This is a genomic window from Pseudomonas sp. DF11 (genome assembly GCF_058148565.1).
The window spans coordinates 166,982-193,137 of sequence record NZ_JBYVYN010000005.1 but is presented as its reverse complement, the minus strand read 5'-3'; the positions used below and the strand labels follow the sequence as shown (position 1 = coordinate 193,137).

Here is a 26,156-nt window from a genome sequence, read left to right as displayed (position 1 = left end):
CGGCGATTAATCTTCATGCGACAATCACCGCCTCCCATGCCCCTGCCAGGAAGCAGCCATGCCCGCTCACTCGATCCCCTCGCGCCTTACGGCTTTGCAATTGACCCTCAGCATTGCCCTGGGCCTGTGGCTGGGGTTCCTCGCCATCGTGTTGACGGGCTGGCTGCTGTCCAGATTCCTGTTCAACGAACAACTGGCCCCGGTGGCCGCCGCTGTCCATCAACTGGCGCAACCACCGGCAGTGCAACCAGCCCCCGAGCCGCCCACGCCAATGTTCGAGCAGTATCAGCAGAACCTGCAAAGGAACGAGCAGCGCCAGGCCCTTGATCAGGCCCGCAACAACCCGCGCAATCTATCCAACCCCAAGTGCCAGTTCTGGTTGCAACAGGACCAGAACGCGCCCAGCGAAAAAAGCCGCGCCAACGTTTTGCAGTTCTGTGAATAACCATGAACAAACAGACCGTCCACCAGTTGATTCTCGACAAACTCAGGATTGATCTCGACATCGCCGAACGCGCCGCCCAGACCGCCTACGAAACCGCGACCCACGAAGAAAACATCGCCGAGAACAAGTACGACACCCTGGGCCTGGAAGCGTCTTACCTCGCCGCCGGGCAAGCCAGGCGCGTGGAAGAAATCCGCCAGGCCCTGGCACTCTGCCAAAACCTGACGCTGCGACCCTACGACGAACAGCGCGGCATTCAGGTCGGCACGTTGATCGGGCTGGAGGATGAGGACGGCCGCCAGCAATGGCTGTTCCTGGGGCCGGATGCGGCGGGCTTGAAGGTCTCGCTGGTAGGCCAGCCAATCACGGTCATCACCCCTCGCTCACCGCTGGGCCGAGGCCTGCTGGGCAAGTTCGAAGGGGATGAGGTGGAGATCGTGGTAGCGGGCGCCCGGCAACAGTTCGCTGTCACCGAGGCGATCTAGGAGGGCTTTAGTGCACCGGTAGTTCGACGCCGTCGAACAGCTCTTCGAGCTCCTGCTTGTTGTGGCACTGGATGGCCTTGGCCATGACTTCCCGAGTCAGGTGCGGTGCGAATTTCTCGATGAAATCGCACATGAAACCCCGCAGGAAGGTGCCACGACGGAAGCCGATCTTGGTCACGCTGGATTCAAACAACTCGCTGGCATCCAGTACCACCAGATCACTGTCGAGCTTGGTATCGACGGCCATCTTCGCGACGATGCCCACGCCCAGGCCCAGGCGAACGTATGTCTTGATCACGTCGGCGTCGGCGGCGGTGAACACCACTTTCGGCGTCAGGCCACGATGGCTGAAGGCTTCGTCGAGTTTGGAGCGACCGGTGAAACCAAACACGTAGGTCACGATCGGGTATTCGGCCAGGGCTTCGAGGGTCAGCTTTGGCAGCTTGGTCAACGGATGTCCCTGGGGCACGACCACGCAGCGGTTCCAGCGATAGCACGGCATCATCACCAGGTCCCCGAACAACTCCAGGGCCTCGGTGGCAATGGCGAAATCCACCGTGCCGTCGGCCGCCATCTCGGCGATCTGCATCGGCGAACCCTGGTGCATGTGCAGCGCCACGTCGGGGTATTGCTTGATGAAATTGCTGATCACCGGTGGCAGCGCATAGCGGGCCTGAGTGTGGGTGGTGGCGATCGACAGGGTGCCTTTTTTCTCGTTGGAAAACTCCTGGGCGATCTGCTTGATGCTTTCGACCTTGCGCAGAATCTCGCCAGCCGTGGTGATGATGCGCTCGCCGGCCGGTGTCACGCGGGTCAGGTGTTTGCCACTGCGGGCGAAGACTTCGACGCCCAGTTCATCTTCCAACAGGCGGATCTGCTTGCTGATGCCGGGTTGCGACGTGTAGAGGCTTTGGGCAGTAGCGGAAACGTTGAGGTCGTGGTGCGCCACTTCCCAGATGTAGCGCAGTTGTTGAAGCTTCATATGTATCCCTCAAAGCAGTTGGACGCCACGGGCATCAGCGACGGTATATAACTATATGAAAGGTTTCGACAATAAATCTAGAACTTTTTATAAAAAGCCATCATTTAGCCTCAAGCCTCTCCCTGGCGTCGGCGCTGTACCAGCGGTACCAGGTAGACCGGCACCCGGGATAGCTGCAATACCCGTGCAGCCGTCCTGCCCAAGGGAGTTTCACCGCTTGCCCCTTGGCAATGACTGCCTACGATCAGCAAATCGACAGAGAGTTTCGCAGCCTGCTCCAGAATGACCTGGGAAGGATCACCCTGGTACACCCTGACCGACTTGATCAGTTTCAAATCCTGCTGCCCTTCTCCCAACTCCTCGCGGAAACTGTCGAGCACTCGCTGTTCGATATTGGCCATCACCGTATTCAGACCCTGACGGTGAAATTCGTTCAGCGCCTGCTCGTCGAGATAGCTTTGCAACACCGACTCGGCGAACAGCCCCATCGGTTCTACCGCATGCACCACATACAACTCGGCTTCAAACGTCCGTGCCAGCGCCAAGGCATGCTGCATCACATAAGGGGCATAGAGACCCAGGTCTGTGGCGTACAGCATCGAACGAATCATGTGACCTCCTCGCGTGCCAAGATGGCGGAGATTGATTCAGCTTAGCAGCGCCTTGGGGACTGCGACGTACGGCTTGACGTCCCGGACCGGAGGCACTCAGGGCTTAATTTCGTTACTGATACCGTGGGGCACGTGGCCGGTGGCGACGACCTCTCGGGCCAGCTCGCAGTGGCCGGTCTGGTCATCGAAAAACACATCGGCGGCGAACGCCTCGAGGAAGGCCGATTTGGTCAGGCCGCCGAGAAACAATGACTCATCCAGGCGAATATCCCATTCACGCAAGGTCCTGATGACCCGCTCGTGGGCCGGTGCCGAACGGGCCGTCACCAACGCCGTGCGGATTGGGCAGGCGTCTTCGGGAAACTCGCGCTGCAGCGCATTGAGCGCGGCCAGGAACCCCTTGAACGGCCCGCCTCGCAGCGGCTCGCGGGCAGCCTGTCGCTCGCTGGCCTGGAAGGCCTCCAGACCGGCGGCCTGATAGACGCGCTCCGACTCATCGGAAAACAGCACCGCATCGCCATCAAAGGCAATGCGCAGTTCTTCGCTGGCGGCGCGGCTGGCACCGCCCGACAGGATGGTTGCAGCGGCAAACCCGGCGTCCAGGGCGCTGCGTACGTCTTCAGCGTGGGTGGACAAAAACAGATCGCAACCGAATGCCTTGAGGTACGGGTAAGGGCTGCGCCCGCCAACGAAGGCCGCGCGTGAGATCGCCAGCCCATAATGATGAATCGAGTTGAACACGCGAAGGCCGGTGTCGGCACTGTTGCGCGAGACCAGGACCACCTCGACCCGGGCCCGGCCCAGGTGTTCGTTGAGGTTCAGCAGTTTTTGCACGAGAGCGAAGGCGTCCCCAGGCGCGAGGACTTCGTCTTCATGCTCGATCTGGTATTGCCGATAGGCCTCGACACCACTCGACAGGTACACCTTGTGGCTTTCGCTCAGGTCGAACAGCGCTCGCGACGAAATCGCCAGCACCAGTTTGTCGTCGATGTTACTTGCCATGCCGCTCCCCCTTACGCCCGCTCAACGGTTATATCGGTCCACGAACGCCAACGCCTGGTACAAGGCTTCGATTTTCGGCAATTCACACCCGGCCGCTTTCGCCGCCGCCAATGGCCGGCCGTAGATCGCGTCCAGTTCCAGCGCACGCTTGTGAGAATAATCGTGATACATGCTCGGCCAGTAGTCGGGCATCTTCTCGGTCATCGTGAACAGATACTCGGCATAGCCCGGCGCGATCTGATGCCCGCAGGCTTGCGCACCGCGGACCACTTCCCCCATCAGTGCCTGGATCAATTCGCGGCTATGGTCGTTGGCCATCAACGGTGTGGTACTGGCGCCCAACAGAACCGAAAGACCGTTATACGGTACATTCCACACCAGCTTTTGCCAGCGGGCCAGCTGCAGGCACGGCATGGCCTGGGCGTCGATACCGGCGTTGCGAAACAACGTCGCCGCCTCTTCGACGATCGCCATGCGTTGCGCCTGATCGGCGCCGGGACCACTGTGGTAACCGACGTTGACCGCGCCGAGCGCCTGGTGGGCGATGACACCAGGGCCGACACGGTGCACGCAGATCAGGCACAGGCCACCCAACAGGTGCAACGAATCAGGCAGCAAGGGTCGAAGATCGTCTTCGACATCCAGGCCGTTCTGCAGCAACAGGACTTTTGCACCGTCAGCGGCAGCCTGGGTAATGGCCGGGGCCAGTTCGGCATTGCTGGTGGTCTTGGTGCCTACCAGCAGCCAGTCGCAGGGCGGCATGTCGGCGGCCGAGCAATAGGCCTGGGCCGGATCGAGGGTCAGCGCGCCATGAACCGCGCTGTCGATCTGCAAACCGTTTTCGGCCACGGCAGCGAACTCGCTGCGCAGTAAAAAATGCACGTCATAACCGGCACGCGCCAGCATCACCCCGTAGAATCCGCCGATCGCACCGGTGCCGATCATCCCGATCCGCGGTTTAACGCCTGACTGCATCTTTGCAACTCCTCTGGTAAACGGCCCTGCACACTATCAGCGGGAGCGGCATGGCATGCAATCTCCATTACATCTGCTCACGATTCTGTTGCTGCCCCCTCTTCAAGGCTTTTCCCCAGCCTGTAGGGCATTAAACCGCCCCCAGCCCATTGTCGAGCCACCTCGGAACGCGATAAGGTTCGGCTCCCCGACGCGCTTAACATTCGCTGTGCACCGCCGCGCGGGGATCGCTGGCGGCCGGCACCCGTGACCTGACGAGTAACACGATGGCTGATTTACCGATCAATGACCTTAACGTCGCCTCCAACGAGACCCTCATCACGCCTGACCAGCTCAAGCGCGATATCCCCCTGAGCGACGCTGCCCTGCGCACCGTGACCAAGGGCCGGGAAGTCATTCGCAACATTCTCGACGGCACCGACCATCGCCTGTTCGTGGTCATCGGGCCCTGCTCGATCCATGACATCAAGGCCGCCCACGAATATGCCGAGCGCCTGAAGGTGCTGGCGGCGGAAGTCTCCGACACCTTGTACCTGGTGATGCGGGTGTATTTCGAGAAGCCGCGGACCACCGTCGGCTGGAAAGGCCTGATCAACGACCCGTACCTGGACGACTCCTTCAAGATCCAGGACGGCCTGCACATCGGTCGCCAGTTGCTGCTGGACCTGGCCGAAATGGGCCTGCCCACCGCGACCGAAGCCCTGGATCCGATTTCGCCGCAATACTTGCAGGACCTGATCAGTTGGTCGGCCATCGGCGCGCGCACCACCGAATCCCAGACCCACCGCGAAATGGCCTCCGGCCTGTCCTCGGCGGTGGGCTTCAAGAATGGTACCGACGGCGGCCTCACCGTGGCGATCAACGCCTTGCAATCGGTTTCCAGCCCGCACCGTTTCCTGGGCATCAACCAGGAAGGTGGCGTGTCGATCGTCACCACCAAGGGCAACGCCTACGGTCACGTGGTGCTGCGCGGTGGCAACGGCAAGCCGAACTACGACTCGGTCAGCGTCGCCCTGTGTGAACAGGCGCTGAACAAAGCCAGGATCAAGCCGAATATCATGGTCGACTGCAGCCACGCCAACTCCAACAAGGACCCGGCGCTGCAACCGCTGGTAATGGAGAACGTGGCCAACCAGATCCTGGAAGGCAACCAGTCGATTATCGGCCTGATGGTCGAAAGCCACTTGAACTGGGGCTGCCAGGCGATCCCGAAAGACCTCGCCGACTTGCAGTACGGCGTCTCCATCACCGATGCCTGCATCGACTGGAGCGCGACCGAGAACACCCTGCGCAGCATGCACGCCAAACTCAAGGACGTGCTGCCAAAGCGTCAACGCAGCTGATCGACCTGCTTCAACGCATAAAAAGCAACGCATAAAAAAACGCCGGGCTTTTCAGTCCGGCGTTTTTTATTGGGAATCCGTTTTCTCAGAGCTTCGCCGCGTGCCGCTGGTGACGCTCCATGTAGCGCTCCACGTAGGAGCAGGACGGGATCACCGTGTAGCCCATTTCTTCGGCGTACTGCAGCGCCCTTTCGGTCAACGCCGCCGCGATACCGCGGCCGCGCAAGGCATTGGGCACGAAAGTGCGATAGATATCCAGGGTCTGCTTGCCCAGGTCCATGTAGGTCAGATAGGCACGATGACCGTCCACATTGGTCTCGAACTGATGACCAGCCTGGTCATGGTGGATGGTAACCGCCTCGCTCATCACTACTCCTCGCGGGTCTGAATGCTGACCCCTACCTTACCGATGTTTTTCCGGCGAAGGAACATCTACGCCACCCCGTGCCTTCCTGGTCACCGAGCGCCAAAACCGAACCGCTCAAACCCGAGCACGTCGTGAATAGTAGGCACCAATGACGCAAATGCTCAAGGCACGCCTGTCATCGAAGGGGTAAACCTCGTCGGGTTTATCGATTGAGCGCCATCGTCGCGCTGTAGTCGGTCACGGTGCAATAGCTGAACATCGCCAGTTGTTGAGTCTTGAGACGAGCGCGCGTAGTTAAAGTCACTGCCAATACCAATAAAGATGCCTGGGGCATTGCACAAAAAATGTACAAAAGTGTAGGTGAATCAATAAACAACGACGTTAGCGAGGGTTGCAAGAGTTCTCCCCGAAGCGGAACTTTTCTTCGTCGACGCGTTCCAGCCAACGGCTTGGGGCTGTATATTTTTTAAACAACCCTAAGAAAAGTTGCTCGAAAAAGAATCACCGCCTACAATTTTTTTGCTTCTTGCGCTACGTCAGTTTACTTACTACAAGTAATGGGTAGTATGTACGCCGGCTAACTCCTCAGTCTGAGGAGACAGTCACTAATAGAAAGTCCTTGAAGGGGAACACGATGAACAACGTTCTGAAATTCTCTGCTCTGGCCCTGGCCGCAGTTCTGGCTACCGGTTGCAGCAGCGCATCGAAAGAAACCGAAGCACGTCTGACTGCTACCGAAGACGCAGCAGCTCGCGCCCAGGCTCGTGCAGACGAAGCCTACCGTAAAGCTGATGAAGCTCTGGCTGCTGCTCAAAAAGCACAACAGACTGCTGACGAAGCTAACGAGCGTGCTCTGCGCATGCTGGAAAAAGCTAGCCGCAAGTAATAGTCCTTCGGGATTGTTACCGAGCCGACCCATTTTTGGGTCGGCTTTTTATTGCCCGGTGTTTTCCCAGGCAATAAAAAACCCGCCGACATCGTGAAACGTCGGCGGGTTGTTTTGGACCTTTTTACTGCTGCAAGTCGATCGGCGCACTCGTGACCATCGGTGCCGAAGTATTCGGAACAGCGATTTCCACCGGCAGGCCATCTTCAGCCGCGACCACGTCCCGCACCACATCCCAGTTCATGCGCAGGTTGCTGGTGATGTCTTCACGCTTGAGCATCGCGTTGATCACTGCGGTGTGCTTGTCCACCACCGATGGATTGCCTTTGTCGTCCAACGGTGTGTGAGCTTCCAGGTACACCTTGCCGCCGCTCAAACCCAGCTTGTAGGGGTCGTTGATGATCCGCACCGACGTACCTACCGGCACCATGCTGGCCATTTCCAGTACGTTGTTGTTGAACATCCGGAAGCAGCCGTGACTGGTACGCATGCCGATGCCGAACTTCTTGTTCGAACCATGGATCAGGTAGCCCGGGGTGCCCAGGGTGAATTTGAAGGGCCCCAGCGGGTTATCAGGACCAGCCGGCACTACATTGGGCAAGGGGTCGCCGTCGGCGGCGTGTTCGGCCTTGATCGAAGCAGGCGGAGTCCAGGTCGGGTTCGGCGTCTTGGCGATGATGCTGGTGTGAGCGATCGGCGATCCCCAGCCCTCACGCCCAATCCCCAGCGGGAAGGTGTAGACCACGTTCCGCCCCTTGGGGAAGTAGTAGAGACGGTACTCGGCCAGGTTGATCACGATGCCCTCGCGCGGGCCCGGTGGCAGGATGAAGCGAGTCGGCAGCACGATCTCGGTGCCAGCACCCGGCAACCAGGGATCGACCCCCGGGTTGGCAGCGACCATCTCGCTGTAGCCCAGGTCATAGGTAGTGCCCAGGTCGGCGAAGGTATCTTCGTACTTGGCCTTGATGACCTGTACCTGGCCAATGATGTCTTCACCCGGCGGTGGCAGTGGCAGCTCCAGGGCGGCAACGGGGCCCGCCATACACAGGGCGGCAAGAGACAGGCAGCGGGCGACGGCAGGCAAGCGCGGCAACATCCGGGAAATCCTTCGCAGATCGAACAGGAGGTATGAAAGCGGCGATTGTACACTGCCACCTGTTATTTCGGGGAGAGCGGTACAGCGGCGTCCGATGCGCAGCATGTCTGGAGCTGAAATGAACCTATGGGAGCGAGCTTGCTCGCGATAGCGTTGGGCCTGCTTGCATCAATGTCGAATGTGCCGCCGCCATCGCGAGCAGGCTCGCTCCCACAGGGGCATACCGGGAATCAGGGGAACTCTACAGCTCGAACCGCAGTTCCGGCCAGATCGGCGAAGTACCGCGCTTTTGCGACTCCAGGATCGCCCGGCACAGCGAGCACAGGCGATGGTCCTGGAAAATCTTGCGATCGACGCTCGACCAGCGCGGTTGGGCCGGCAGCAGGCTGCCACAGAGGGTCCGGTCGGCCGAACCACCGAGTTCCAGCTGCCGGGTCACCAGGTGCACCCGTACTTCCTGGCAGGCGAACAGATCCAGCTGCTCGTCAGGCTCGATCAGTTGGTAGGCAAACAGGGACCAGGCGGGACGTGGCATCGAGGGCTCCAAATCGGGGGCGCCACATTAGCCGAAAGCCCGCTTGTAGAAAAGCGTCAAAGCAGCGGTTTGAGCGTCGGCCAGACATTTTCCAGCAACTTGCCCTGGGCCGCGACGGACGGGTGCAATCCGTCGCCCTGCATCATTGTTGGAATGCCACCGACGTCCTTGAGGAAAAACGGCACCAACGGCACTTTTTTCTCCTCGGCCAGGGTGCTGTAGACCCGGGCAAAGGCATCGGTGTAGCGCCGCCCGTAATTGGGTGGCAGTTGCATGCCCAGCAAAAGCACCTTGGCACCACTGGCGCGAGCACTGTCGATCATCGCTGCAAGGTTTTGTTGCAATTGTGTTGGCGGCTGTCCGCGCAAGCCATCGTTGCCACCCAGCTCCAGGATCACCACGTCCGGCTTATGGGCTGCAAGCAGCGCCGGCAGCCGCGCCTGGCCTCCCGCACTGGTGTCGCCACTGATGGAAGCATTGACCACTTTATCGTCAAAACCCTCGGCCTTGAGCCGTTGTTCGAGCAACGACACCCACCCTTGCCGGGTATCCAGGCCGAAAGCCGCGCTGATACTATCGCCAACGATCAGGACTGTACCCGCCGCTGCGCTCTGGGCCATGCACATCAGGGCCAGGCCGGTACTCAAAAACCACACACGCATCGGATTCTCCATGGGCTCAAGCATTCTCACCGCGACGGACCTTAGCAAAGTGGTCTCCAGCGCGGAAGGTGAACTGACCATCCTGCACGAACTCAGCCTGGAACTGAACAAAGGCGACAGCCTGGCCATCGTCGGCGCGTCCGGTTCCGGCAAATCCACTCTCCTGGGCTTGCTGGCTGGCCTCGACCTGCCCAGCGGCGGCGAAGTGACGCTCGCCGGCCAGGCCCTCAGCGCGCTGGATGAAGACCAGCGTGCACGGATCCGCGCCGAGCATGTCGGTTTCGTCTTCCAGTCGTTCCAGTTGCTCGACAGCCTCAATGCCTTGGAAAACGTCATGCTGCCGCTGGAACTGGACGGCCGCAAGGATGCCCGCGAGCGCGCCACGCAACTGTTGCAGCGCGTTGGCCTGGGCCAGCGCCTGACCCACTCGCCGCGCCAGCTCTCCGGCGGCGAACAGCAACGCGTGGCGATTGCCCGCGCCTTTGCCGCCGAACCCGACGTGCTGTTTGCCGACGAACCCACCGGCAACCTCGACAGCCACACCGGCGAGCGTATCAGCGACCTGCTGTTCGAACTGAACAAGGAACGCGGCACGACCCTGGTGCTGGTGACCCATGATGAACGCCTGGCCCACCGCTGCCGGCGCCTGATCCGACTTGAAGCCGGCCAGATGGTCGCCCCCCTGGAGCCTTGATGGCACGCTTGCCGCTGTTGCGCCTGTTCAGTCTCGCTGTCCGTCAATTGCTTCGCGATGCCCGCGCCGGTGAGTTGCGGGTGTTGTTCTTCGCCCTGTTGGTGGCGGTGGCGGCAAGTACCGCCATCGGTTACTTCGGCGCCCGCCTCAACGGCGCGATGATGATGCGCGCCACCGAGTTCCTCGGTGCCGACCTGCTGCTCGAAGGCAGCACCCCCGCCCGCCCGGAGCAGATCCGCAGCGGCACCGAACTGGGGCTGGACCACGCTCGGGTGGTGGAGTTTTCCAGTGTCGTGGCCACCGACAATGGCATCCAGCTGTCCAGCGTCAAGGCGGCCGATGACAACTATCCATTGCGCGGCGAACTGAAAAGCACCCCGGCCCCGTTCGCCCCGGAAGAAACCGGCGGACGTCCGAACCCGGGCGAGGCCTGGGTCGAAGCACGGCTGCTGACGGCACTGGACCTGAAGATCGGTGACAGCATCGACGTCGGCAACCAGACCCTGCGCCTGAGCCGCGTGCTGACTTATGAACCGGATCGCGCCGGCAATTTCTACAGCCTCACCCCGCGGGTACTGATCAACCTTAAGGACCTGGAGGCCACTGGCGTGGTCCAACCGGGCAGCCGTGTCAGCTATCGCGACCTGTGGCGCGGCCCGGCACCGGCGCTGCAAACCTACCGCGACCTGCTCAAGCCAGGCCTTGAGGCCAACCAGCGCCTGCAGGATGCTCGCGACGGCAACCGGCAGATCGGTGGTGCCCTGGGCAAGGCCGAACGCTACCTGAACATGGCCAGCCTGGTGGCGGTGCTGCTGTCCGGTGTCGCCGTCGCACTCTCGGCCAACCGTTTCGCCACCCGACGTTTCGATGCCAGCGCGCTGCTGCGTTGCCTGGGCCTGTCACGCCGGGAAACCATGGTGCTGTTCAGCCTGCAATTGACCGTGCTGGGCCTGCTCGCCAGCCTCAGTGGCGCCCTGCTCGGCTGGATCGCCCAACTGGGCCTGTTCGCCCTGCTGCATGACCTGCTGCCCACCGCAGTGCCTCCGGGTGGCCTGCTGCCGGCAGTCGCGGGAATCGGTACAGGGTTGGTGGCACTGGCGGGGTTCGCCTTGCCGCCACTGGCGGCGCTGGGCCGGGTACCACCATTGCGCGTGCTGCGCCGGGACATGCTGCCGATTCCCTCCAGCTCCTGGATGATCTACGGTGCCGCATTGGGTGCCCTGGGCCTGATCATGTGGCGCCTGAGCCTGGACCTGGTCCTCACCTTCGCCTTGCTGGGCGGTGGCGTCGTTGCCGCACTGGTGCTCGGCGGCTTGCTGTTGCTGCTACTCCAGAGCCTGCGTCGCCTGCTGGCCCGCGCCTCCCTGCCCTGGCGGCTGGGCCTGGGCCAATTGCTGCGTCATCCTCTGGCGGCGGCCGGCCAGGCCCTGGCGTTCGGCCTGATCCTGCTGTCCATGGCATTGATCGCGCTGTTACGCGGCGAGTTGCTGGACACCTGGCAAAACCAGTTGCCCAAAAATGCCCCGAACTATTTCGCCCTGAACATCCTGCCCAACGACAAGCAGGCCTTCACCGACAAATTGCTGGCGTTGTCGGCGCAATCGGCCCCGCTCTACCCCGTGGTACCCGGACGCCTCATCAGCATCAATGGCGAGCCGGCCACGGAGTTCGTCACCAAGGATTCGGCGGGGGACCGGGCGCTGCAACGTGACCTGAGCCTGACCTGGGCCGCGGACCTGCCGGCGGGCAACATCGTCACCGCCGGGACCTGGTGGCCGCAGCAACCACCGAACGATATCCCGGGAGTTTCGGTGGAAGGCAAAGTGGCCGAGAACCTCAAGATCAAGTTGGGCGACCGCCTGCTCTTCAGCGTGGGTGGCGTCAACCGTGAAGCGAAGGTCACCAGCCTGCGGGAAATCAACTGGGACAACTTCCAGCCCAATTTCTTCATGATCTTCCAGCCCGGCACCTTGAAGGATCTGCCGGCCACTTATCTCACCAGTTTCTACCTGGCGCCGGGCCATGACCAACAGATCGTCGACCTGTCCCGAGCCTTTCCGGCTGTGACGATCCTGCAAGTCGAAGCCCTGCTCGAACAGCTGCGCAGCATCCTGGCCCAGGTGACCCTGGCGGTGGAGTATGTGTTGCTGTTTGTGCTGGCAGCGGGAATGGCAGTGCTGTTTTCCGGCCTGCAGGCGACCCTCGACGAGCGGATTCGCCAAGGCGCGCTGTTGCGTGCACTGGGTGCCGAACGCCCCTTGCTGGTCAAGGCCCGGCGCATCGAGTTCGGTCTGCTGGGCGCGGTCAGTGGCCTGCTCGCGGCCCTCGGGTCGGAGCTGGTGAGCCTGGTGCTTTACCGGTACGCCTTCGACCTGCCCTGGCATCCGCATCCATGGCTGTTGGCATTGCCGCTGTTGGGAGCCTTGTTGATCGGCGCGGCCGGGGTGTTTGGCACCCGTCGAGCACTCAATGCCAGCCCGCTGACAGTATTGCGCGAGGGTTGATAGACTCCCGACTTCGCTACTACAAGAAGTTGCCATGAGCCGTTATCGCCCACCCCGCACCGCCGGCACCGCGCTGATCACCCCCGAAGGTGAAGCGCGGATGCGCGCCGAATTCCATGAGCTGTGGCATGTGCGCCGCCCCCAGGTGACCCAGGCGGTCAGCGAGGCGGCGGCCCAGGGTGATCGTTCGGAAAATGCCGAATACACCTACGGCAAGAAAATGCTGCGGGAAATCGACAGTCGCGTGCGCTTCCTCACCAAGCGCCTCGAGGCGCTCAAAGTGGTCAGTGAAAAACCCAGCGATCCGAACAAGGTGTACTTCGGCGCCTGGGTGACGGTGGAAGATGAGGATGGCAAGGAGTCACGCTATCGCATCGTCGGCCCGGACGAGCTGGACCTGAAGCAGAACCTGATCAGCATCGATTCACCGTTGGCACGGGCACTGATTGGCAAGGCCCTGGACGCCGAGGTCAACGTCCAGACGCCTACGGGAGAGAAGCGGGTCTACATCGTGGACATCGCTTATCCATAGTCTTTCAGGCCGGATACCTCAGCGGCGGGTGATCAAGCCCTGTCGCGCGATACGAGTCAGTTGTCGGATCATTTCAGGAGCGTCCGCCCCACTAGGAGACTGGATGACGGCCAGGTCGAAACTGTCATTGGCAAACCGCGCCAGTGATTCACCGTCTTCGACAAACTGGATCAGGAAAGCGGCAGGCCCGTGGTTACGGCGCGGCCAACCGTCGAGATAGCGCAAGAGCGTTGGCTGGTGAGTACCGCCCAGGAGAATTTTCGGGTTGCGCTGCACAAGGTTCGCCGTGATCGGCGCAAGACGTACAAGGGGGCTGGGTGCGTTCATCGTGTCGTGTCTCTGCCTCAAAAGTCTGCATGGCAGGTGAGAGGCAACACCGAACCAGCGCTTTAGCGGTATTTCGAAGCCTTATCTCCGGCTTCTATCGGCAACTGGATGAGTCACCTGGCGCCCCGCAAGTAGCTGTTTAAATCGGCGCATGAGCGGCATCCTAGAGAAGCTGACCGGCCAGTGTCAAGAATCACCACCCACAAAAAAGGCCCGTACAAGACGGGCCTCGAATTCAAATCGTGCAATCAATCCGCGATGGCACGATCGACCGACAGCTTGCCCGCACCTTCGATCAGCACGGCAATACTTCCCGCCAGCAACGCCAGGGCAAACTCATAACCGTTGTTGGCCATGAACAAGCCGTTACCGATGTGCACGGAGAAAATCGCTACCAGCGACAGGAAGGCCAGGCCCAGCGCCGCAGGACGCGCGAGCAAACCGATGATCAGCGCCAGCCCGGCGAAAAACTCAGTACCACCGGCCAGTGTCGCCATTACGTAGCCCGGGGTCAGGCCGATGCTTTCCATCCACTGCGCGGTGCCTGCCAAACCATAGCCACCGAACAGGCCGAAGAGTTTCTGCGAGCCGTGGGCGGCGAAAACGATGCCGACAACGATGCGCAAGACCGTCAGGCCGTAGCCGGCGCGGGTAAACAAGACTTTATTGATCAATGAGCTCATGCGGGTTCATCCCTAGATGTGTGGTTGTTGGTCGCCATATTAATCAAAAAAACTTGTACTAAAAGCGCAAAAAATGCGAGATACCAATCGAATTAATAGATCACTTTCGCAAGGCGACTTTTTGATCTCCAGGCTCCAGCGACTCTCGTTCACGATCGAATGCCAAGTAGTACTTATTGACACTATTAACGTAGCTGACGGCGCCCATTCCCACCTGCTCCATGGCAATGCGCTCGACCTGGAAGAACCACTGGTTGGGGTTCAGCCCCCGCCGCCGGGCCTCGGCTCGCATGCCTTGGACGCGCTCGGGCCCCATGTTGTACGCAGCCAAGACGAAGGCCATGCGCTCGCGCTCGTTGAGCTTGGGGCTGGCAAAGAACTTGCGGCGGATGAGGGCCAGGTACTTGGCACCTGCCAGCACATTGGCATCCAGGTTCTGGATGTTATCGACCCCGACTCGCTGGGCCGCCGCCGGGGTGATCTGCATCAGGCCGGTGGGGCCGCTGCCACTGCGGGCATTGGGTTGCAGGGCTGATTCCTTGAAGGCCAGGGCCGCCAGGTTGAGCCAGTCCATGCCTTGGGCCTCGGCATGTTTTTGCAGTACCGGGCGCAGTTTTTCCAGGCGTTGGCGATCGGCCCGGGCCAACGGATAGTGGACCTGGTACAAACGACGGTAGATCCGCAGGAATGCCGCATCCTGGTTGGAAGGCACCTTGTAGGTCGCCAGGAATCGATCGATGCTCGCCCGTAGCATGGCGGCGTCACGGCGCACGAACCAATACTCGTCAGCCGGCTCGCCGATCAGTACCTGACGGTCCAGGCGCAGCTTGGGCAGGATCTTGCCCCAACGCTCGGCGATGGGTTGCTCGACGATGGTCAAATGGAAAATCCCGCCCTGGACCATTTCCAGGACATCCTCTACAGCCAGGGTGGGATCGACCCATTCGATCTTCACTGGCGGCAGCTTGAGCAGCGCCAGCTTCTGGTTGATCTGGCTCACCGCATCCCCCGCCGCACTGCCGTTGGGCAGGGCCAGGGTCTTGCCGGAGAGTTGCTCCACGCGCGTGTAGCGTTTCTCGCCCTTGATACCCACGAGCAGCAAAGGCACATCGGTACGGATCGGATCGCTGGCGCTGACCGCATGGCCGGCCTGGGGTTCGAGCAACTCCCCAGGCGCCACGAGGTCACCCTCCCCGCGTTGCAGGGCGCCGAGCAGTTGGTCCTTGGCCTTGGGAATGATCTTGAGGGTGATTTCCTGGCCGTCCCGGGCGTGGCCGTTGAGGTATTGTTCGAAGGCACGCAGCCGATGATATTCGACGCCAATGGGTTGCCCCTGGACTTCACCGGAGCTGTTGCGACTCTGGTTGACCAGGACCTTCAACTCCCGACTGCTGCGGATCTGCGCCAGGTCGCGCACCGTGCCCGGAGCCACCGCTTGCACCGGACCGGGCAGCCGCGCTTCGGCCGGCATTGGCAACAACAGCGAACAACACAACAGTAGCAACACCAGGGGACGTGTCATCCACTCTCCGGAAGGAATACTGCGGACCGCCTCCGTGAAAAAACGAGGCTGAGTCGACAGAAACAGAGCGCCTGGGGCGCTGAAAAAGTGCGAAAGACCGGCACAGTGATGGCTTTTATACCAACCCGATGTGTCTCGCGGCCTTAACAGACAGCCTCAACTCTTTGTAGTTCTTGGCTTTTCTTATAAATCTACAGCTCTGATATGCTTTCCGGCCTTTGGGCCGAGGTAGCACCATGCAACTCATCGATATCGGCGTCAACCTGACCAACCCCAGTTTCGCCGACAAACATCAGGCGGTGCTTGAACGCGCCTATGAATCCGGGGTCTGCCAACTGGTCTTGACCGGCACCAGCATCGAGGGCAGCGAGCAGGCCCTGGAACTGTGCGATCACCTCGACGACACTGGCGAGCGGCTGTTTTCCACCGCCGGCATTCACCCCCACAGCGCCAGCGAGTGGACCGCCGACAGCGCCCGGCACCTCAAGGATCTGCTGATGCACAGCCGCGTGCGCGCGGTGGGTGAATGCGGGCTGGATTTCAATCGGGACTTCTCTCCCCGACCGCAGCAGGAAAAGGTCCTGGAAGAACACCTCGCCTTGGCCGTCCAGTTGCAATTACCGGTGTTTCTCCATGAACGCGACGCTGACCAACGCTTGCTGGACATCCTTCGGGATTTTCGCGATCAGTTGCCGGCAGCGGTGGTGCACTGCTTTACCGGTGAAAAAAAGGCGCTGTTCAGTTACCTCGACCTGGACCTGCACATCGGCATCACCGGCTGGATATGTGATGAACGCAGGGGTACGCACCTGCATCCGTTGGTACGCGAGATACCCCGTGGTCGGCTGATGCTCGAAAGCGACGCGCCGTACCTGCTGCCCCGCACGCTGCGGCCAAAACCCAAGAACGGTCGCAACGAGCCGGCCTACCTGACAGAGGTCCTGCGCGAAGTGGCCTTGCACCGGGGTGAAACCCAGGAAGACCTGGCAGCCCACAGCACCGCGTGCGCCCGGGCGTTTTTCGGGTTGCCCACCCTTTCCGAATGAACCCACATCCCCCTGTGGAAGCGGGCCTGCTCGCGAATGCAGTGGATCAGCAAATACGGTAGTGACTGATCCACCGCATTCGCGAGCAAGCCCGCTCCCACAAGGGGTCTGGTTATCTGTTGGTCCCTATCAAAATCCCCGACACCTATATCGTCTGTTGACCCACATCAAAATCCCGTCACCTGAGTAGCGGCAGAATAATGGCACCTTGCCAATGCTGTTTCCGCTATCAGAGAAGACCTTCCATGGGTGCCTGGCTTAGCAATATCTCGTTGAAATACAAATTCTGGGCGGTCAATGCGGTCGCCTTTGTCACTACCCTGCTGCTGGTGCTCTATGCGGTGCACCTTGAACAGCAAGCGCGCAACCTCGCGGCCCAGGCGAACGCCCAGGCCCAGGCACACGTGCTCGCTGCCTGGCCTGCCGGACAACCCTTGCCCAAGGCCGACGGCCTCCTGGAATTGCATCGCGACCAGGTACCGGTGTTCAACGAACAACCGTTGCCTTCACTGGCGCAAACCGATGGCTGGATAGACTTCGATACCGGGTCGCTGCTTGATAACGATCCACTGCTGGGCGCCCAAGTGATCCGTCGAGGTGACGGCCAACAGCTCGCCGTGCTGGCGCAAGGTGTAAGCCTGGGCCAAGTGTTCGGTGAACGCTTCAGCCAATACGCCGTGGCAGTGTTCGTGTTGATGCTGGCGATGCTGGGTGCATCACAGCTGTTGATCCGCTTTTTGCTCAGCCAGCTCAACACGCTCAAAGACGTGATGCTGCATGTGGAAAAAACCGGTGACCTGGCCGCCCGCGTTCCTCTGGCGTGCAAGGACGAAGTGGGTCAGATGGCGGCCGCGTTCAACGCCATGCAGGCCGGTTATCAACGGGTGGTCGACACCGTTGCCAGCACCGCCCGGCAGTTGGACAGTGGTGCGGCGCGTCTGGCATCGAGCATGAACGATGTGCGCCACGGCATGCTGGGCCAGCAAAGCGAAACCGATCAGGCAGCCACGGCGATCAACGAAATGTCCGCCACGGTTTATCACATCGCCCAGCATGCCGGCGCCACCCGCGACCTGTCGAAAACCGCCGACACCCTGGCCGGCAACGGTCACGAAGTGGTAGGCCGGGTGCAACAGTCGATCACCGGGCTGTCTTCGGGTGTGCAGCAGACCGCCGAAATGATCCAGCGCCTGGCCGAAGACAGCCAGAAGATCAACGGCGTGGTCAGCGTGATCCACAGCATTGCCGAACAAACCAATCTGCTGGCCCTGAACGCCGCCATCGAAGCGGCGCGGGCCGGGGAAATGGGCCGGGGTTTTGCCGTGGTGGCCGACGAGGTGCGCAACCTGGCCAAGCGGGTACAGACCTCCACGGATGAAATCACCACCATGGTTTCGGCCCTACAGGCCGGTACTCGGGACGCGGTGGACTTCATGCAGGAGAGTTCGCTCAAGGCCGACGATTGCGTGCAACAAGCCCGCGAGGCCGGCGATGCGCTGGCGCAGATCACCGCAGCGGTGGCACAAATGCGCGAGAGCAACACTCAGATCGCTGTCGCGGCCGAGCAGCAAAGCCACGTCGCCGAGGAAATGAACCGGGCGGTGGTGAGCATTCGCGACGTGACCGAGAACACTGTGCGTCAGACAGTGGATTCAGCCACCACCAGCGATGAGTTGGCAACGTTGGCGGGCGAGTTGAGCAAGGCGATCGGGCAGCTGAAACTTTAGAGCGCTGGCTTGCCCGAGCTCCTACAGATAAGTCCCCTGCCACCACAGCAAGCAAAACTGTATGGCCACCTATCGCGTCGATAGCCAACCGCGATTCGCCGCCCTGTTCGGCCAGGCCTATTCTTGGGTTATTCAGAACTCAAGGAACAGCATCATGGGCAAACGTCACCCCAATCTTCCGGCCTGGCAATGGCGCGCTTACCCTGACAATCATCGCCACCCCACCAACCTGGTGTTGCACCTGATTGCCGTGCCGCTGTTCATCGTCGCGTTTCTGCTGATTGTGTCGGGGGTGTTCAGCTTGAGCCTGGGCGATGTCGCCATCGGCATCATCGGCCTGCTCGCGGCACTGGGCTTGCAGCGTCACGGCCACAGCCTGGAGGCCCAGGCCAGCGAACCGTTCAGCGATCGCAAGGATGCCGTCTCGCGCCTTTTGGTGGAGCAGTTCCTGACTTTTCCGCGGTTCTTTCTCAGCGGTGGCTGGTGGCGCGCCTGGCGGGATCGCCACCGTCACAACCACAAGCCTTAACCGGAACAGCCTTGCCCGCAGCGGCCTTACCCGAAGATGGTGACCGTCTGCCGGCTCATGGCGATCAAGCGGCCATCGGTGCTCCAGAACTTCGCGGCGACATGGCCGTAGCCGTCCTGGGCATGCTCGATCTCAGCCAGGTACTTGCACCAGTCCAGTGTCGTGAGTTCCAGCAGCGGCTGGACGAACTCGATGGTCCAGGTGAGCGTGCTGCCCGGGGCCATTTGCGAAAGGTGGGGCAACAGGGCCGGCGGCCAGGCATCCACCAAAGCCAGGATATGGCTTTCGTTCAGCGGCTCCTCCTGCACATCGCCACGCAAGCGCACCCAGCCACCCATGCTCCGGGACTTATTGCCGCTGAACGGCCAGCCGCCAACGCTCCAGCGCATCGCCAGGTACCGCATGAACTCCGGCGTAGCGCCCTTGACGTAAGGCAGTTCCTGGCATTGCTCCACACTTTTGAATTCCGGCGCGGGGTCGGCCTGCACCGCCACAACGGATGAGCGCGATGCACCGAAACTGCCTTGCAGAACGGTCACCACCTGGCCGTTCTGCACGGCGCGCCCCAACACCTGGCTCACGGCCTTGCCTTCACGCAACACGTCGACTTCGAAACTGACAGGCACATCGGGTTCGACCGGGCCGACAAAGGTAATCGCCAGCGAGCGCACCGGGCGATCCGCCGGCACCTTGGCACGCATCGCTTCATATTGCAGTGCCGCCACCAGCCCGCCAAAACTGGCCCGCCCCTGGCCCCATTCAGGCGGGATGCTCACCGCACCTGGCTGCCGGCGCACGGCATCGATCAAATCGGAAAAGCGCATGACAACCTCGAAAACAGGGAAAAGGATGAAGGGATCTTAACCAGCCCGGGCTGGCGGCACAGGGCTCATTCCGGCCAAAGAGGCTGACAGAAAAGCCGAGGATCTTGAATTGCTTCCCTGTGGGAGCCTGCTCACGATGACGGTGGGCCAACTTGCCTATCTATCGACTGATACACCGCTATCGCGAGCAGGCTCGCTCCCACAGGAGGTAAGTGCAAGATTCAGGACTTTTCGAAGCAACTGGCAATCAGCTTGTCGAGCACCTTGTCGGACTTGGCCTCGGCCTTTTCCATCGTGGCGTGCCAGGTAAGCACACAAGATTGCAGATCGGTTTCCTCCCTGGCCCGGGCCAGCCATTGCCAGCAATCGTGCCAGTCGCCCAGCGCGGCCTGGGCGGACTTGAGCCGTGGCATGGCGGCTTCAGGCAGACGGTCGAGTTCAGGATAAGCTTCGAGGGCGTAGCGCACGCGCTTGATCAGCAGGCGCAACCGGTGACGGTCATGGGCTGGATCGCGCAGGGCTTCGCCAAGTTTCTTCCACTGTTTGTCCAGGCGCTTTTCGATGCGTTTGCGCAAGCCCTTCAGCAGCCCCTCACGCTGGGCGGCGCGAATGAAACGCGGGAAGGCATCGAGGATCATCAGCAACTGCGCCAGTTCAACGCTCGCGGCCACGGCGGGATAGGCATCGGCCATTTGCACCTGGCGTCGTCGCGCGGCCTCGACCTGGCCATGTTGCTCAAGGTAAGCGGCCAGGACTTCCCGGTCGCGCAAGGGCGTGGTCAGGCTGCCAACCGCCGAAGCAGCCGTTTCCAGTTGTTCGACGCCGGGCAATCCGCGCAACGGGCGAAGCAGGCTGCGTAAACGGCGTACCGTGGTCCGCAGGTCATGCAGCGCTTCGCTGTCGGTATGGGCATTCAAGCGGGCCTGACAGGCCAACAGGCGGACTTCCAGGCCCAGTATCCGGGCCACCAGCCGATCGATCATGGGACGTACTCCGTACGCAGCTTCGAGTTGCAAGCTTCAAGCTGCAAGTGAGGAGCGGTGTGTCGCATCCTCTTGCAGCTTGTCGCTTGAAACTTGCAGCTGCTTTTATCCTATCGTCCCGCGCGGGATTCCCGGATGTAGAAACGCGCTTTCTCGGCCTTTTTGGTACAGCCTTCGAATGCTTCGAATTGCTGCTGGGTCTTGGCGCCCGTCAGCAGGGACAGGGCCTTGGAGTAGCTGACGGTGCCGGCAAAACCTTCGGCCTTGGCCAGGTCCAGTTCATGCCAGGCGCTGTCGAGTTGGCTGCCACAGCTGTCACGGTAAGCGGTTTTGCCTGCGCAACCGGCCAGGGCCAGAACCATCAGGGATGCCACCAGGGGCAGGCAGATCCGGGCTTTCATTGATTACACCTCAAGTCAGGAAAACAGTCGTGCTGGTAAGACGGTCGCGCCTGCAAAAAGTGCCAAGGCCCGACCGTGTAAATTCAGTGTGGATGAGAATACGCAAATGCCACGCCGGCGTGTCAAAAAACGACGCTTGCGCCACAACGATTGAGCCAAGCTGTCGATAAGTGCATTGTTGAAACCTGTTCGACAAGAGGCCGGGTCATGACAAAACGTGTCGCATTGGTATTGGGTTCCGGAGGCGCCCGGGGCTATGCCCATATCGGGGTGATCGAAGAAATCGAACGACGTGGCTACGACATCGCCTGCGTCGCCGGGTGTTCCATGGGGGCCGTCGTGGGCGGGATCTATGCCGCGGGCAAGCTCAAGGATTACCGCAACTGGATCGAGAGCCTCGATTACCTGGACGTGCTGCGCCTGGTGGACGTCAGCTTCCGCCTCGGAGCAATTCGTGGCGAGAAGGTCTTCGGGCAGATTCGCAAGATTGTCGGTGAGCTCAACATCGAAGATTTGCGCATCCCCTATACCGCCGTGGCCACCGACCTGACCAACCAGCAGGAAATCTGGTTCCAGGAAGGTTGCCTGCATCAGGCAATGCGCGCCTCGGCGGCGATTCCCAGCCTGTTCACGCCAGTGATGCAAGGCAACCGCATGCTGGTGGATGGCGGCCTGCTCAATCCGTTGCCGATCGTGCCGGTGGTGTCGAGCCACTGCGACCTGATCATCGCGGTCAACCTCAACGCCACCAACCAGAAACAGTACCGCTTACCGGTGATCCCGCGCCCCGCCGCATTCAGGCGCCGCTTCGACACCCTGGTCAGTTCCCTGGGTTCGCGCCTGCCGTTTCGCCGCAAGCAGGCCGAACAGTTGTTGCTGCTGGAACAGGAAGCCTTGAAGGCCGAAGCGGCGGACATCAACCCATGGATCGACTCGGCCGAGCCCGAAGGCCAACAACCGGCTGCCGCGCCAGAGAACGAAGGCGCACCAAAATCCGCTACCGGCTCGTTCATCATCGACAACGTCGGCCCGGCCTCGTTGCTGGATTTGATCAACCAGAGCTTCGAAGTGATGCAGACCTCGCTGGCCCAGTACAAGATCGCCGGTTATCCGCCGGATGTGCTGATCAACGTGCCCAAGCGGGTGTGCCGGTTCTTCGAGTTCTACAAGGCGCCGGAGTTGATCGCGTTGGGACGGGAGATTGCCAGCGATACGCTGGATCGGTATGAGAGTGACCAGAACTGAATGTGATCGCAGGCCTCCTGTGGAGAGGGGATTTAGCGAAACGTCGCACTGCCCCGCTGGGCTGCGAAGCAGCCCTAAAACCTGAACACTCGGTGCGTCAGATAAAAATCATGTCTGAAGCTTTTTTGGGGCTGCTTCGCAGCCCAGCGGGGATAAATCCCCTCGCCACAACAGTGCTTGGCTTGAAACTTTGGCTAAACAGCACCCTCCCCCAACAACCGATACCCCACCCCCGCCTCGGTCGCAATGAACCGCGGCCGGGTCGGGTCGTCGGCCAGTTTCTGGCGCAGGTGACCGATCACGATCCGCAGGTAATGACTGTCCTCGGTGTGGGTCGGGCCCCAGATATCCTTGAGCAGTTGCTGCTGGGTGATGACCCGTCCCGGGTGCCGCGCCAGTTGCGCGAGCACGGCGTACTCCTTGCGGGTCAGGGCCACTTCGGTGCCGTCCAGCAGTACCCGCCGATATGCCAGGTCCACCGTCAGCGGGCCGAACTTCAGCGCGGCTTCCTGTGACTCGCCCACCGGGGCCTGGCGCAACAAGGCACGGACGCGGGCAAGGAATTCCTGGATGCCGAACGGCTTGGTCACGTAATCATTGGCGCCGTTGTCCAGCGCCTCGACTTTCTGCGCTTCGCTGGCCCGCACCGAGAGTACCAGCACCGGCACCGCCGACCATTGACGAAACTCGCGCAACACCTGTTGGCCATCCATGTCCGGCAGCCCCAGGTCAAGTACCAGCAGATCAGGCTTGTTCAGCGCCGCCTGGGCAAGCCCTTCAGCGCCGGTGCCGGCTTCCAGCACCTTGTAGCCCTGGGAGCTCAGGCTGATGCGCAGGAATTTGCGGATCTGCGGTTCGTCATCGATGACCAAAAGGGTCGCGGTCTGGCTCATTGGGTTCGTTCGTTACAGTCAGGTGGAAAGGCAAGCAGGGCACAAAAGAGTATCGCAACCCGGCTCAAGCTTCATCGTCCATGCCCGGTTGTGCCTGCAAGGGCAGGTGCAATGTGATGCAGGTGCCACGCCCGTCGAGGCCATCGTCCACGCTGATGCGCCCGCCATGGGCACCGACCATGCCCTGGCAGATCGCCAAGCCCAACCCCGTACCCTGCCCGCCCCGATCACCGCGCGCGGCGGTATAGAACATGTCGAAGATTTTCTCCCGCTCTTGTTCAGGGATCCCAGGCCCCTCGTCGGCCACGGCAAAAAACACTTCGCTGTCTGTCGCCCCGGCGCTCAAAAGCAACCGCCCTTGGGTCGGCGAGAATCGCGCAGCATTCTCCAGCACGTTCACCAGGGCCTGCTCGATCAATGCCGCATGGACGTACAGCAAGGGCAACTCAGCGGGCACCTCGACACTGAGCGCCAGCGGTGCCAACACCGCCCGCAGGCGGTTCAGCGCGCTGCCGACGATGTCGGCCGGGGCCACCCAGTCCCGCGCCAGCTTCAGGGCACCGTGGCCCAGGCGAGTCATGTCCAGCAGGTTCTGGATGTAACGATCCAGCCGCTCGGCTTCATCGCGGGTGCCTTCGAGCAGTTCGCGACGATCGGCCAGCGGGATCGCCTCCCCCAATGCCAGCAGGCTGTCGATGCTGCCGCGCATGGCCGTCAGCGGCGTGCGCAGATCGTGGGACACTGAAGCCAGCAAGGCACTGCGCAGTTGCTCGGTTTCGCCATGCAGACGCGCGGCCTCCAGATCCTGGGCCAGTTGCGCCCGAGCCAACGCCTGGGCCAATGGTTGACTGAGGGCCGCCAGCAAACGCCGGCGCTGGCCACTCAAGGGCTTGCCTTCTTTCGGGCACACGCCCAACAAGGCCAGCGGCCCGCCCTCCGCCGACAATGGCCACCACCACCAACGCCCGGACGGCAGCGTTCCGGTACCAGCTCCGGCCGGCTGATCGTGCTGCCAGGACCAGTCGGCTGCCGCGCGCTCGGCCTCGGTGAACGTCAAGGGCTCACCGCTCTCGACTTTCCAATCGCCCTGGCCGTCGCGGTTGAGCAGGCACAGTTGCAGGTCGTGCCAACCGTTGAGGTGCTGCGCTGCGGCGCTGATCACCGCCTGGCGGTCGGTGGCGGCGGTGAGTTTGCGCGATAGGTCGAGCAATTCGCCGGTTTCCTGCTGGGTGTCACGCAGGGCCTGCAACTGGCGTCGCTGGCGCGCGGCAAGGTTGCCGGTCAGGGCTGCCATGAGCAGGAAAAACACCAGTGTCAGCACATCTTCTTCGCGCTGAATGGTGAAAGAAAAATTCGGCGGGATGAACAGAAAGTCATAAGCCAGGAACGACAGCGCCGCGCAGGCCAGCGCCGGGCCGAGGCTGCTGCGTACCGCCACCAGCAACACCGCCATCAGGAACACCAGGGAGATATTGGGCAACGCCAGCAGCCCCGAGATCCCCCAGGCCAGTGCACTGGCCGCCACGGTTGCCAGCAACGCCAGCACATAATCGAACCCGGTCTGGACAGCTGTTGAGCGTACGCGGGCGGGACGCGGTTGCTCATCGCTGTCCAACACGTTGATTTCCAGGCCCCGGGCATCGCGCAGCAGACGCGACGCGAGGCCGCCGCCAAACAGCCGTCGGCGCAGGCGTGGCCGAGACTGGCCTACCAGCACCAGCGTGGCGCGCCGTTCGCTGGCATGCTGGATCAGCGTCCTGGCCACTTCACCGGCCCGCAGCAGCACCACTTCGCCACCGAGGCGTTCGGCCAGTTGCTGGGCATTCTGCAAGCGCTGGCGCGAGGCCTCGTCACGGGCGCTGCCGTTGTCCACATGCACCAGGCTCCACGGCAGATGTCGACGCTGGGCAACGCGGCTGGCATGGCGCACCAGCCGTTCAGCCTGGACGTCACCGTCCACCCCCACCAGCAAGCGTCCGCGCACCGCCGGCGCGGCCTGGCCCAGTTGTCGATAGCCCAGGGCCAGATCGTTGTCGACCTGGGCGGCGGCGGTCTGCATGGCCAGCTCACGCAACGCGGTCAGGTTGGTCTGGGTGAAGAACGCATCGATTGCCGCCCGGGCCTGCTCTGGCACGTAGACCTTGCCATCGCGCAGGCGCTCCAGTAGCTCGCGCGGTGGCAGGTCGATCAGCAGCAGCTCATCGGCTTCCTGCAGGACCCAATCGGGCAATGTCTCGCGCACCTGCACACCGGTGATGCCGCGCACTTGGTCGTTGAGGCTTTCCAGATGCTGAACGTTGACGGTGGTATAGACATCGATGCCCGCCGCGAGCAGCTCTTGAATGTCCTGCCAGCGTTTGGCATGGCGACTGCCGGGCGCGTTGCTATGGGCCAGTTCGTCCACCAGGACCAGGGCTGGCCGGGCCGCAAGCAAACCGTCGAGGTCCATTTCCTCGAGCATCACACCGCGATATTCCGAGCGCACCAATGGCTGCTGCGCCAGGCCGCCGAGCAGCGCTTCGGTTTCACTTCGGCCATGCGTCTCCACCACCCCGGCGATGACCTTCACACCTTGACGCAGTTGGCTGTGGGCCGCTTGCAACATGGCGTAGGTCTTGCCCACGCCTGGGGCCGCGCCCAGAAAGACCTTGAGCCGGCCACGGTCGTTGCGGGGCAGATTGGCTAACAGTGCGTCGGCGCGGCCGGAGTCGCTCATGGCGTGGAAATCTCTTTCAAATATTGATCAAACACTCTGTGGGGGGCCGGGCCTGTGGGAGCAAAGCCGGCTCGCGATCAAGGCGACACGGTTCAACGGATGGACCGCGTTATCGTTCATCGCGAGCAAGCTTTGCTCCCA

General features: G+C 61.6%; 27 protein-coding genes. 11 read left to right on the top strand and 16 right to left on the bottom strand.

The genetic code is table 11. The features are described 5' to 3' along the window. The first annotated feature begins 58 nt into the window (after positions 1-58). Together AC30D9_RS16965 and AC30D9_RS16960 are read left to right on the top strand one after the other, a co-directional pair. Positions 59-445: a hypothetical protein gene (locus AC30D9_RS16965; RefSeq protein ID WP_490144429.1), complete on the top strand. Its 387-nt coding sequence runs from the start codon at positions 59-61 to the stop codon at positions 443-445. A gap of 2 nt (positions 446-447) precedes the next feature. Continuing rightward, positions 448-930: a GreA/GreB family elongation factor gene (locus tag AC30D9_RS16960; RefSeq protein ID WP_307571460.1), complete on the top strand. Its 483-nt coding sequence runs from the start codon at positions 448-450 to the stop codon at positions 928-930. A 7-nt stretch (positions 931-937) separates the two neighbouring features. On the opposite strand, the gene cysB is transcribed toward AC30D9_RS16960, so the two are convergent. The 4 genes from cysB to AC30D9_RS16940 all read right to left on the bottom strand — a co-directional run bounded on the left by cysB (position 938) and on the right by AC30D9_RS16940 (position 4,500). Continuing rightward, complete coding sequence (gene cysB, locus AC30D9_RS16955; protein WP_003199376.1) at positions 938-1,912, bottom strand: HTH-type transcriptional regulator CysB; 975 nt, start codon at positions 1,910-1,912, stop codon at positions 938-940. 110 nt (positions 1,913-2,022) lie between these two features. Then, positions 2,023-2,523, bottom strand: a complete 501-nt coding sequence (locus AC30D9_RS16950; RefSeq protein ID WP_014337270.1) for a universal stress protein — start codon at positions 2,521-2,523, stop codon at positions 2,023-2,025. A gap of 96 nt (positions 2,524-2,619) precedes the next feature. Beyond that, complete coding sequence (locus tag AC30D9_RS16945) at positions 2,620-3,525, bottom strand: 5'-nucleotidase (RefSeq protein WP_134923377.1); 906 nt, start codon at positions 3,523-3,525, stop codon at positions 2,620-2,622. 21 nt (positions 3,526-3,546) lie between these two features. Next, entirely contained in the window at positions 3,547-4,500 is a 954-nt protein-coding gene (locus AC30D9_RS16940) for a putative 2-dehydropantoate 2-reductase (RefSeq protein ID WP_307571461.1), read from the bottom strand. A 266-nt stretch (positions 4,501-4,766) separates the two neighbouring features. Between AC30D9_RS16940 and AC30D9_RS16935 the strand changes: the two genes are divergently transcribed. Beyond that, positions 4,767-5,843, top strand: a complete 1,077-nt coding sequence (locus AC30D9_RS16935) for a 3-deoxy-7-phosphoheptulonate synthase (protein WP_092176958.1) — start codon at positions 4,767-4,769, stop codon at positions 5,841-5,843. Between the two features lie 85 nt (positions 5,844-5,928). On the opposite strand, the gene AC30D9_RS16930 is transcribed toward AC30D9_RS16935, so the two are convergent. Continuing rightward, positions 5,929-6,210: a GNAT family N-acetyltransferase gene (locus AC30D9_RS16930; RefSeq protein ID WP_053120470.1), complete on the bottom strand. Its 282-nt coding sequence runs from the start codon at positions 6,208-6,210 to the stop codon at positions 5,929-5,931. Between the two features lie 634 nt (positions 6,211-6,844). On the opposite strand from AC30D9_RS16930, the gene oprI reads away from it, so the two are divergent. Continuing rightward, complete coding sequence (gene oprI, locus AC30D9_RS16925; RefSeq protein WP_011335311.1) at positions 6,845-7,096, top strand: outer membrane lipoprotei OprI; 252 nt, start codon at positions 6,845-6,847, stop codon at positions 7,094-7,096. A gap of 124 nt (positions 7,097-7,220) precedes the next feature. Here the strand turns inward: oprI and AC30D9_RS16920 are convergent, their stop codons facing one another. From AC30D9_RS16920 to AC30D9_RS16910, 3 genes are all read right to left on the bottom strand, one after another. Then, positions 7,221-8,192 carry a L,D-transpeptidase family protein gene (locus AC30D9_RS16920; RefSeq protein WP_109751439.1) on the bottom strand — a complete coding sequence of 324 codons (972 nt, stop codon included), beginning with the start codon at positions 8,190-8,192 and terminating at the stop codon, positions 7,221-7,223. Between the two features lie 241 nt (positions 8,193-8,433). Beyond that, entirely contained in the window at positions 8,434-8,727 is a 294-nt protein-coding gene (locus tag AC30D9_RS16915; protein WP_003199347.1) for a hypothetical protein, read from the bottom strand. 56 nt (positions 8,728-8,783) lie between these two features. Further along, a complete protein-coding gene (locus tag AC30D9_RS16910; protein ID WP_307571462.1) occupies positions 8,784-9,389 on the bottom strand; it encodes an arylesterase in 606 nt (201 codons plus the stop codon). Positions 9,390-9,399: 10 nt separating this feature from the next. Here AC30D9_RS16910 and AC30D9_RS16905 point away from each other — a divergent pair, with 10 nt between their 5' ends. Genes AC30D9_RS16905 through greB form a run of 3 tightly spaced genes read left to right on the top strand, consistent with a single transcriptional unit; the run spans position 9,400 to position 13,119 of the window. Continuing rightward, positions 9,400-10,083, top strand: coding sequence for an ABC transporter ATP-binding protein (locus AC30D9_RS16905; protein WP_109751437.1), 684 nt, complete (start codon positions 9,400-9,402; stop codon positions 10,081-10,083). Continuing rightward, a complete protein-coding gene (locus tag AC30D9_RS16900; protein WP_490144428.1) occupies positions 10,083-12,587 on the top strand; it encodes an ABC transporter permease in 2,505 nt (834 codons plus the stop codon). The genes AC30D9_RS16905 and AC30D9_RS16900 overlap by 1 nt, the downstream gene beginning before the upstream one ends. A gap of 34 nt (positions 12,588-12,621) precedes the next feature. Next, entirely contained in the window at positions 12,622-13,119 is a 498-nt protein-coding gene (greB, locus tag AC30D9_RS16895) for a transcription elongation factor GreB (RefSeq protein ID WP_134923374.1), read from the top strand. A gap of 18 nt (positions 13,120-13,137) precedes the next feature. Here the strand turns inward: greB and AC30D9_RS16890 are convergent, their stop codons facing one another. The 3 genes from AC30D9_RS16890 to AC30D9_RS16880 all read right to left on the bottom strand — a co-directional run bounded on the left by AC30D9_RS16890 (position 13,138) and on the right by AC30D9_RS16880 (position 15,651). After that, positions 13,138-13,446 (bottom strand): class I SAM-dependent methyltransferase, encoded by a 309-nt coding sequence (locus AC30D9_RS16890; RefSeq protein WP_134923373.1) that lies wholly within the window; start codon positions 13,444-13,446, stop codon positions 13,138-13,140. 248 nt (positions 13,447-13,694) lie between these two features. Next, a complete protein-coding gene (locus AC30D9_RS16885; protein WP_134923372.1) occupies positions 13,695-14,129 on the bottom strand; it encodes a DoxX family protein in 435 nt (144 codons plus the stop codon). Positions 14,130-14,229: 100 nt separating this feature from the next. Continuing rightward, the gene (locus AC30D9_RS16880; protein WP_134923371.1) at positions 14,230-15,651 is read right to left on the bottom strand and encodes an MltF family protein; all 1,422 of its coding nucleotides are present in this window, start codon (positions 15,649-15,651) and stop codon (positions 14,230-14,232) included. A 236-nt stretch (positions 15,652-15,887) separates the two neighbouring features. Between AC30D9_RS16880 and AC30D9_RS16875 the strand changes: the two genes are divergently transcribed. The 3 genes from AC30D9_RS16875 (at position 15,888) to AC30D9_RS16865 (ending at position 18,953) form a co-directional block, all read left to right on the top strand. Then, the gene (locus tag AC30D9_RS16875; protein ID WP_307571465.1) at positions 15,888-16,697 is read left to right on the top strand and encodes a TatD family hydrolase; all 810 of its coding nucleotides are present in this window, start codon (positions 15,888-15,890) and stop codon (positions 16,695-16,697) included. Between the two features lie 245 nt (positions 16,698-16,942). Continuing rightward, positions 16,943-18,424: a methyl-accepting chemotaxis protein gene (locus tag AC30D9_RS16870; RefSeq protein ID WP_307571466.1), complete on the top strand. Its 1,482-nt coding sequence runs from the start codon at positions 16,943-16,945 to the stop codon at positions 18,422-18,424. Between the two features lie 154 nt (positions 18,425-18,578). Further along, positions 18,579-18,953: a terminase gene (locus AC30D9_RS16865; RefSeq protein ID WP_116831775.1), complete on the top strand. Its 375-nt coding sequence runs from the start codon at positions 18,579-18,581 to the stop codon at positions 18,951-18,953. 26 nt (positions 18,954-18,979) lie between these two features. Here AC30D9_RS16865 and AC30D9_RS16860 read toward each other — a convergent pair whose 3' ends face one another. The 3 genes from AC30D9_RS16860 to AC30D9_RS16850 all read right to left on the bottom strand — a co-directional run bounded on the left by AC30D9_RS16860 (position 18,980) and on the right by AC30D9_RS16850 (position 21,161). Then, on the bottom strand, positions 18,980-19,777 hold the full coding sequence (locus AC30D9_RS16860) for an acyl-CoA thioesterase (RefSeq protein WP_307571468.1): 798 nt from the start codon (positions 19,775-19,777) through the stop codon (positions 18,980-18,982). Positions 19,778-19,998: 221 nt separating this feature from the next. After that, entirely contained in the window at positions 19,999-20,760 is a 762-nt protein-coding gene (locus AC30D9_RS16855; RefSeq protein WP_490144427.1) for a CHAD domain-containing protein, read from the bottom strand. 110 nt (positions 20,761-20,870) lie between these two features. Beyond that, a complete protein-coding gene (locus tag AC30D9_RS16850; protein WP_134923365.1) occupies positions 20,871-21,161 on the bottom strand; it encodes a hypothetical protein in 291 nt (96 codons plus the stop codon). Positions 21,162-21,368: 207 nt separating this feature from the next. Between AC30D9_RS16850 and AC30D9_RS16845 the strand changes: the two genes are divergently transcribed. Beyond that, positions 21,369-22,406, top strand: coding sequence for a patatin-like phospholipase family protein (locus AC30D9_RS16845; RefSeq protein WP_109751426.1), 1,038 nt, complete (start codon positions 21,369-21,371; stop codon positions 22,404-22,406). Between the two features lie 194 nt (positions 22,407-22,600). Here the strand turns inward: AC30D9_RS16845 and AC30D9_RS16840 are convergent, their stop codons facing one another. Together AC30D9_RS16840 and AC30D9_RS16835 are read right to left on the bottom strand one after the other, a co-directional pair. Continuing rightward, complete coding sequence (locus AC30D9_RS16840) at positions 22,601-23,299, bottom strand: response regulator (RefSeq protein ID WP_134923364.1); 699 nt, start codon at positions 23,297-23,299, stop codon at positions 22,601-22,603. A 64-nt stretch (positions 23,300-23,363) separates the two neighbouring features. Then, on the bottom strand, positions 23,364-26,015 hold the full coding sequence (locus AC30D9_RS16835) for a DUF4118 domain-containing protein (RefSeq protein WP_490144426.1): 2,652 nt from the start codon (positions 26,013-26,015) through the stop codon (positions 23,364-23,366). Between the last annotated feature and the right edge of the window lie 141 nt (positions 26,016-26,156).

What these genes read in the sequence shown, in the direction of transcription:
- AC30D9_RS16965 (WP_490144429.1), top strand. Translation starts at nt 59, where the DNA reads ATGCCCGCTCACTCGATCCCCTCGCGCCTTACGGCTTTGCAATTGACC.
- AC30D9_RS16960 (WP_307571460.1), top strand. Translation starts at nt 448, where the DNA reads ATGAACAAACAGACCGTCCACCAGTTGATTCTCGACAAACTCAGGATT.
- cysB (WP_003199376.1), bottom strand. Translation starts at nt 1,912, where the DNA reads ATGAAGCTTCAACAACTGCGCTACATCTGGGAAGTGGCGCACCACGAC.
- AC30D9_RS16950 (WP_014337270.1), bottom strand. Translation starts at nt 2,523, where the DNA reads ATGATTCGTTCGATGCTGTACGCCACAGACCTGGGTCTCTATGCCCCT.
- AC30D9_RS16945 (WP_134923377.1), bottom strand. Translation starts at nt 3,525, where the DNA reads ATGGCAAGTAACATCGACGACAAACTGGTGCTGGCGATTTCGTCGCGA.
- AC30D9_RS16940 (WP_307571461.1), bottom strand. Translation starts at nt 4,500, where the DNA reads ATGCAGTCAGGCGTTAAACCGCGGATCGGGATGATCGGCACCGGTGCG.
- AC30D9_RS16935 (WP_092176958.1), top strand. Translation starts at nt 4,767, where the DNA reads ATGGCTGATTTACCGATCAATGACCTTAACGTCGCCTCCAACGAGACC.
- AC30D9_RS16930 (WP_053120470.1), bottom strand. Translation starts at nt 6,210, where the DNA reads ATGAGCGAGGCGGTTACCATCCACCATGACCAGGCTGGTCATCAGTTC.
- oprI (WP_011335311.1), top strand. Translation starts at nt 6,845, where the DNA reads ATGAACAACGTTCTGAAATTCTCTGCTCTGGCCCTGGCCGCAGTTCTG.
- AC30D9_RS16920 (WP_109751439.1), bottom strand. Translation starts at nt 8,192, where the DNA reads ATGTTGCCGCGCTTGCCTGCCGTCGCCCGCTGCCTGTCTCTTGCCGCC.
- AC30D9_RS16915 (WP_003199347.1), bottom strand. Translation starts at nt 8,727, where the DNA reads ATGCCACGTCCCGCCTGGTCCCTGTTTGCCTACCAACTGATCGAGCCT.
- AC30D9_RS16910 (WP_307571462.1), bottom strand. Translation starts at nt 9,389, where the DNA reads ATGCGTGTGTGGTTTTTGAGTACCGGCCTGGCCCTGATGTGCATGGCC.
- AC30D9_RS16905 (WP_109751437.1), top strand. Translation starts at nt 9,400, where the DNA reads ATGGGCTCAAGCATTCTCACCGCGACGGACCTTAGCAAAGTGGTCTCC.
- AC30D9_RS16900 (WP_490144428.1), top strand. Translation starts at nt 10,083, where the DNA reads ATGGCACGCTTGCCGCTGTTGCGCCTGTTCAGTCTCGCTGTCCGTCAA.
- greB (WP_134923374.1), top strand. Translation starts at nt 12,622, where the DNA reads ATGAGCCGTTATCGCCCACCCCGCACCGCCGGCACCGCGCTGATCACC.
- AC30D9_RS16890 (WP_134923373.1), bottom strand. Translation starts at nt 13,446, where the DNA reads ATGAACGCACCCAGCCCCCTTGTACGTCTTGCGCCGATCACGGCGAAC.
- AC30D9_RS16885 (WP_134923372.1), bottom strand. Translation starts at nt 14,129, where the DNA reads ATGAGCTCATTGATCAATAAAGTCTTGTTTACCCGCGCCGGCTACGGC.
- AC30D9_RS16880 (WP_134923371.1), bottom strand. Translation starts at nt 15,651, where the DNA reads ATGACACGTCCCCTGGTGTTGCTACTGTTGTGTTGTTCGCTGTTGTTG.
- AC30D9_RS16875 (WP_307571465.1), top strand. Translation starts at nt 15,888, where the DNA reads ATGCAACTCATCGATATCGGCGTCAACCTGACCAACCCCAGTTTCGCC.
- AC30D9_RS16870 (WP_307571466.1), top strand. Translation starts at nt 16,943, where the DNA reads ATGGGTGCCTGGCTTAGCAATATCTCGTTGAAATACAAATTCTGGGCG.
- AC30D9_RS16865 (WP_116831775.1), top strand. Translation starts at nt 18,579, where the DNA reads ATGGGCAAACGTCACCCCAATCTTCCGGCCTGGCAATGGCGCGCTTAC.
- AC30D9_RS16860 (WP_307571468.1), bottom strand. Translation starts at nt 19,777, where the DNA reads ATGCGCTTTTCCGATTTGATCGATGCCGTGCGCCGGCAGCCAGGTGCG.
- AC30D9_RS16855 (WP_490144427.1), bottom strand. Translation starts at nt 20,760, where the DNA reads ATGATCGATCGGCTGGTGGCCCGGATACTGGGCCTGGAAGTCCGCCTG.
- AC30D9_RS16850 (WP_134923365.1), bottom strand. Translation starts at nt 21,161, where the DNA reads ATGAAAGCCCGGATCTGCCTGCCCCTGGTGGCATCCCTGATGGTTCTG.
- AC30D9_RS16845 (WP_109751426.1), top strand. Translation starts at nt 21,369, where the DNA reads ATGACAAAACGTGTCGCATTGGTATTGGGTTCCGGAGGCGCCCGGGGC.
- AC30D9_RS16840 (WP_134923364.1), bottom strand. Translation starts at nt 23,299, where the DNA reads ATGAGCCAGACCGCGACCCTTTTGGTCATCGATGACGAACCGCAGATC.
- AC30D9_RS16835 (WP_490144426.1), bottom strand. Translation starts at nt 26,015, where the DNA reads ATGAGCGACTCCGGCCGCGCCGACGCACTGTTAGCCAATCTGCCCCGC.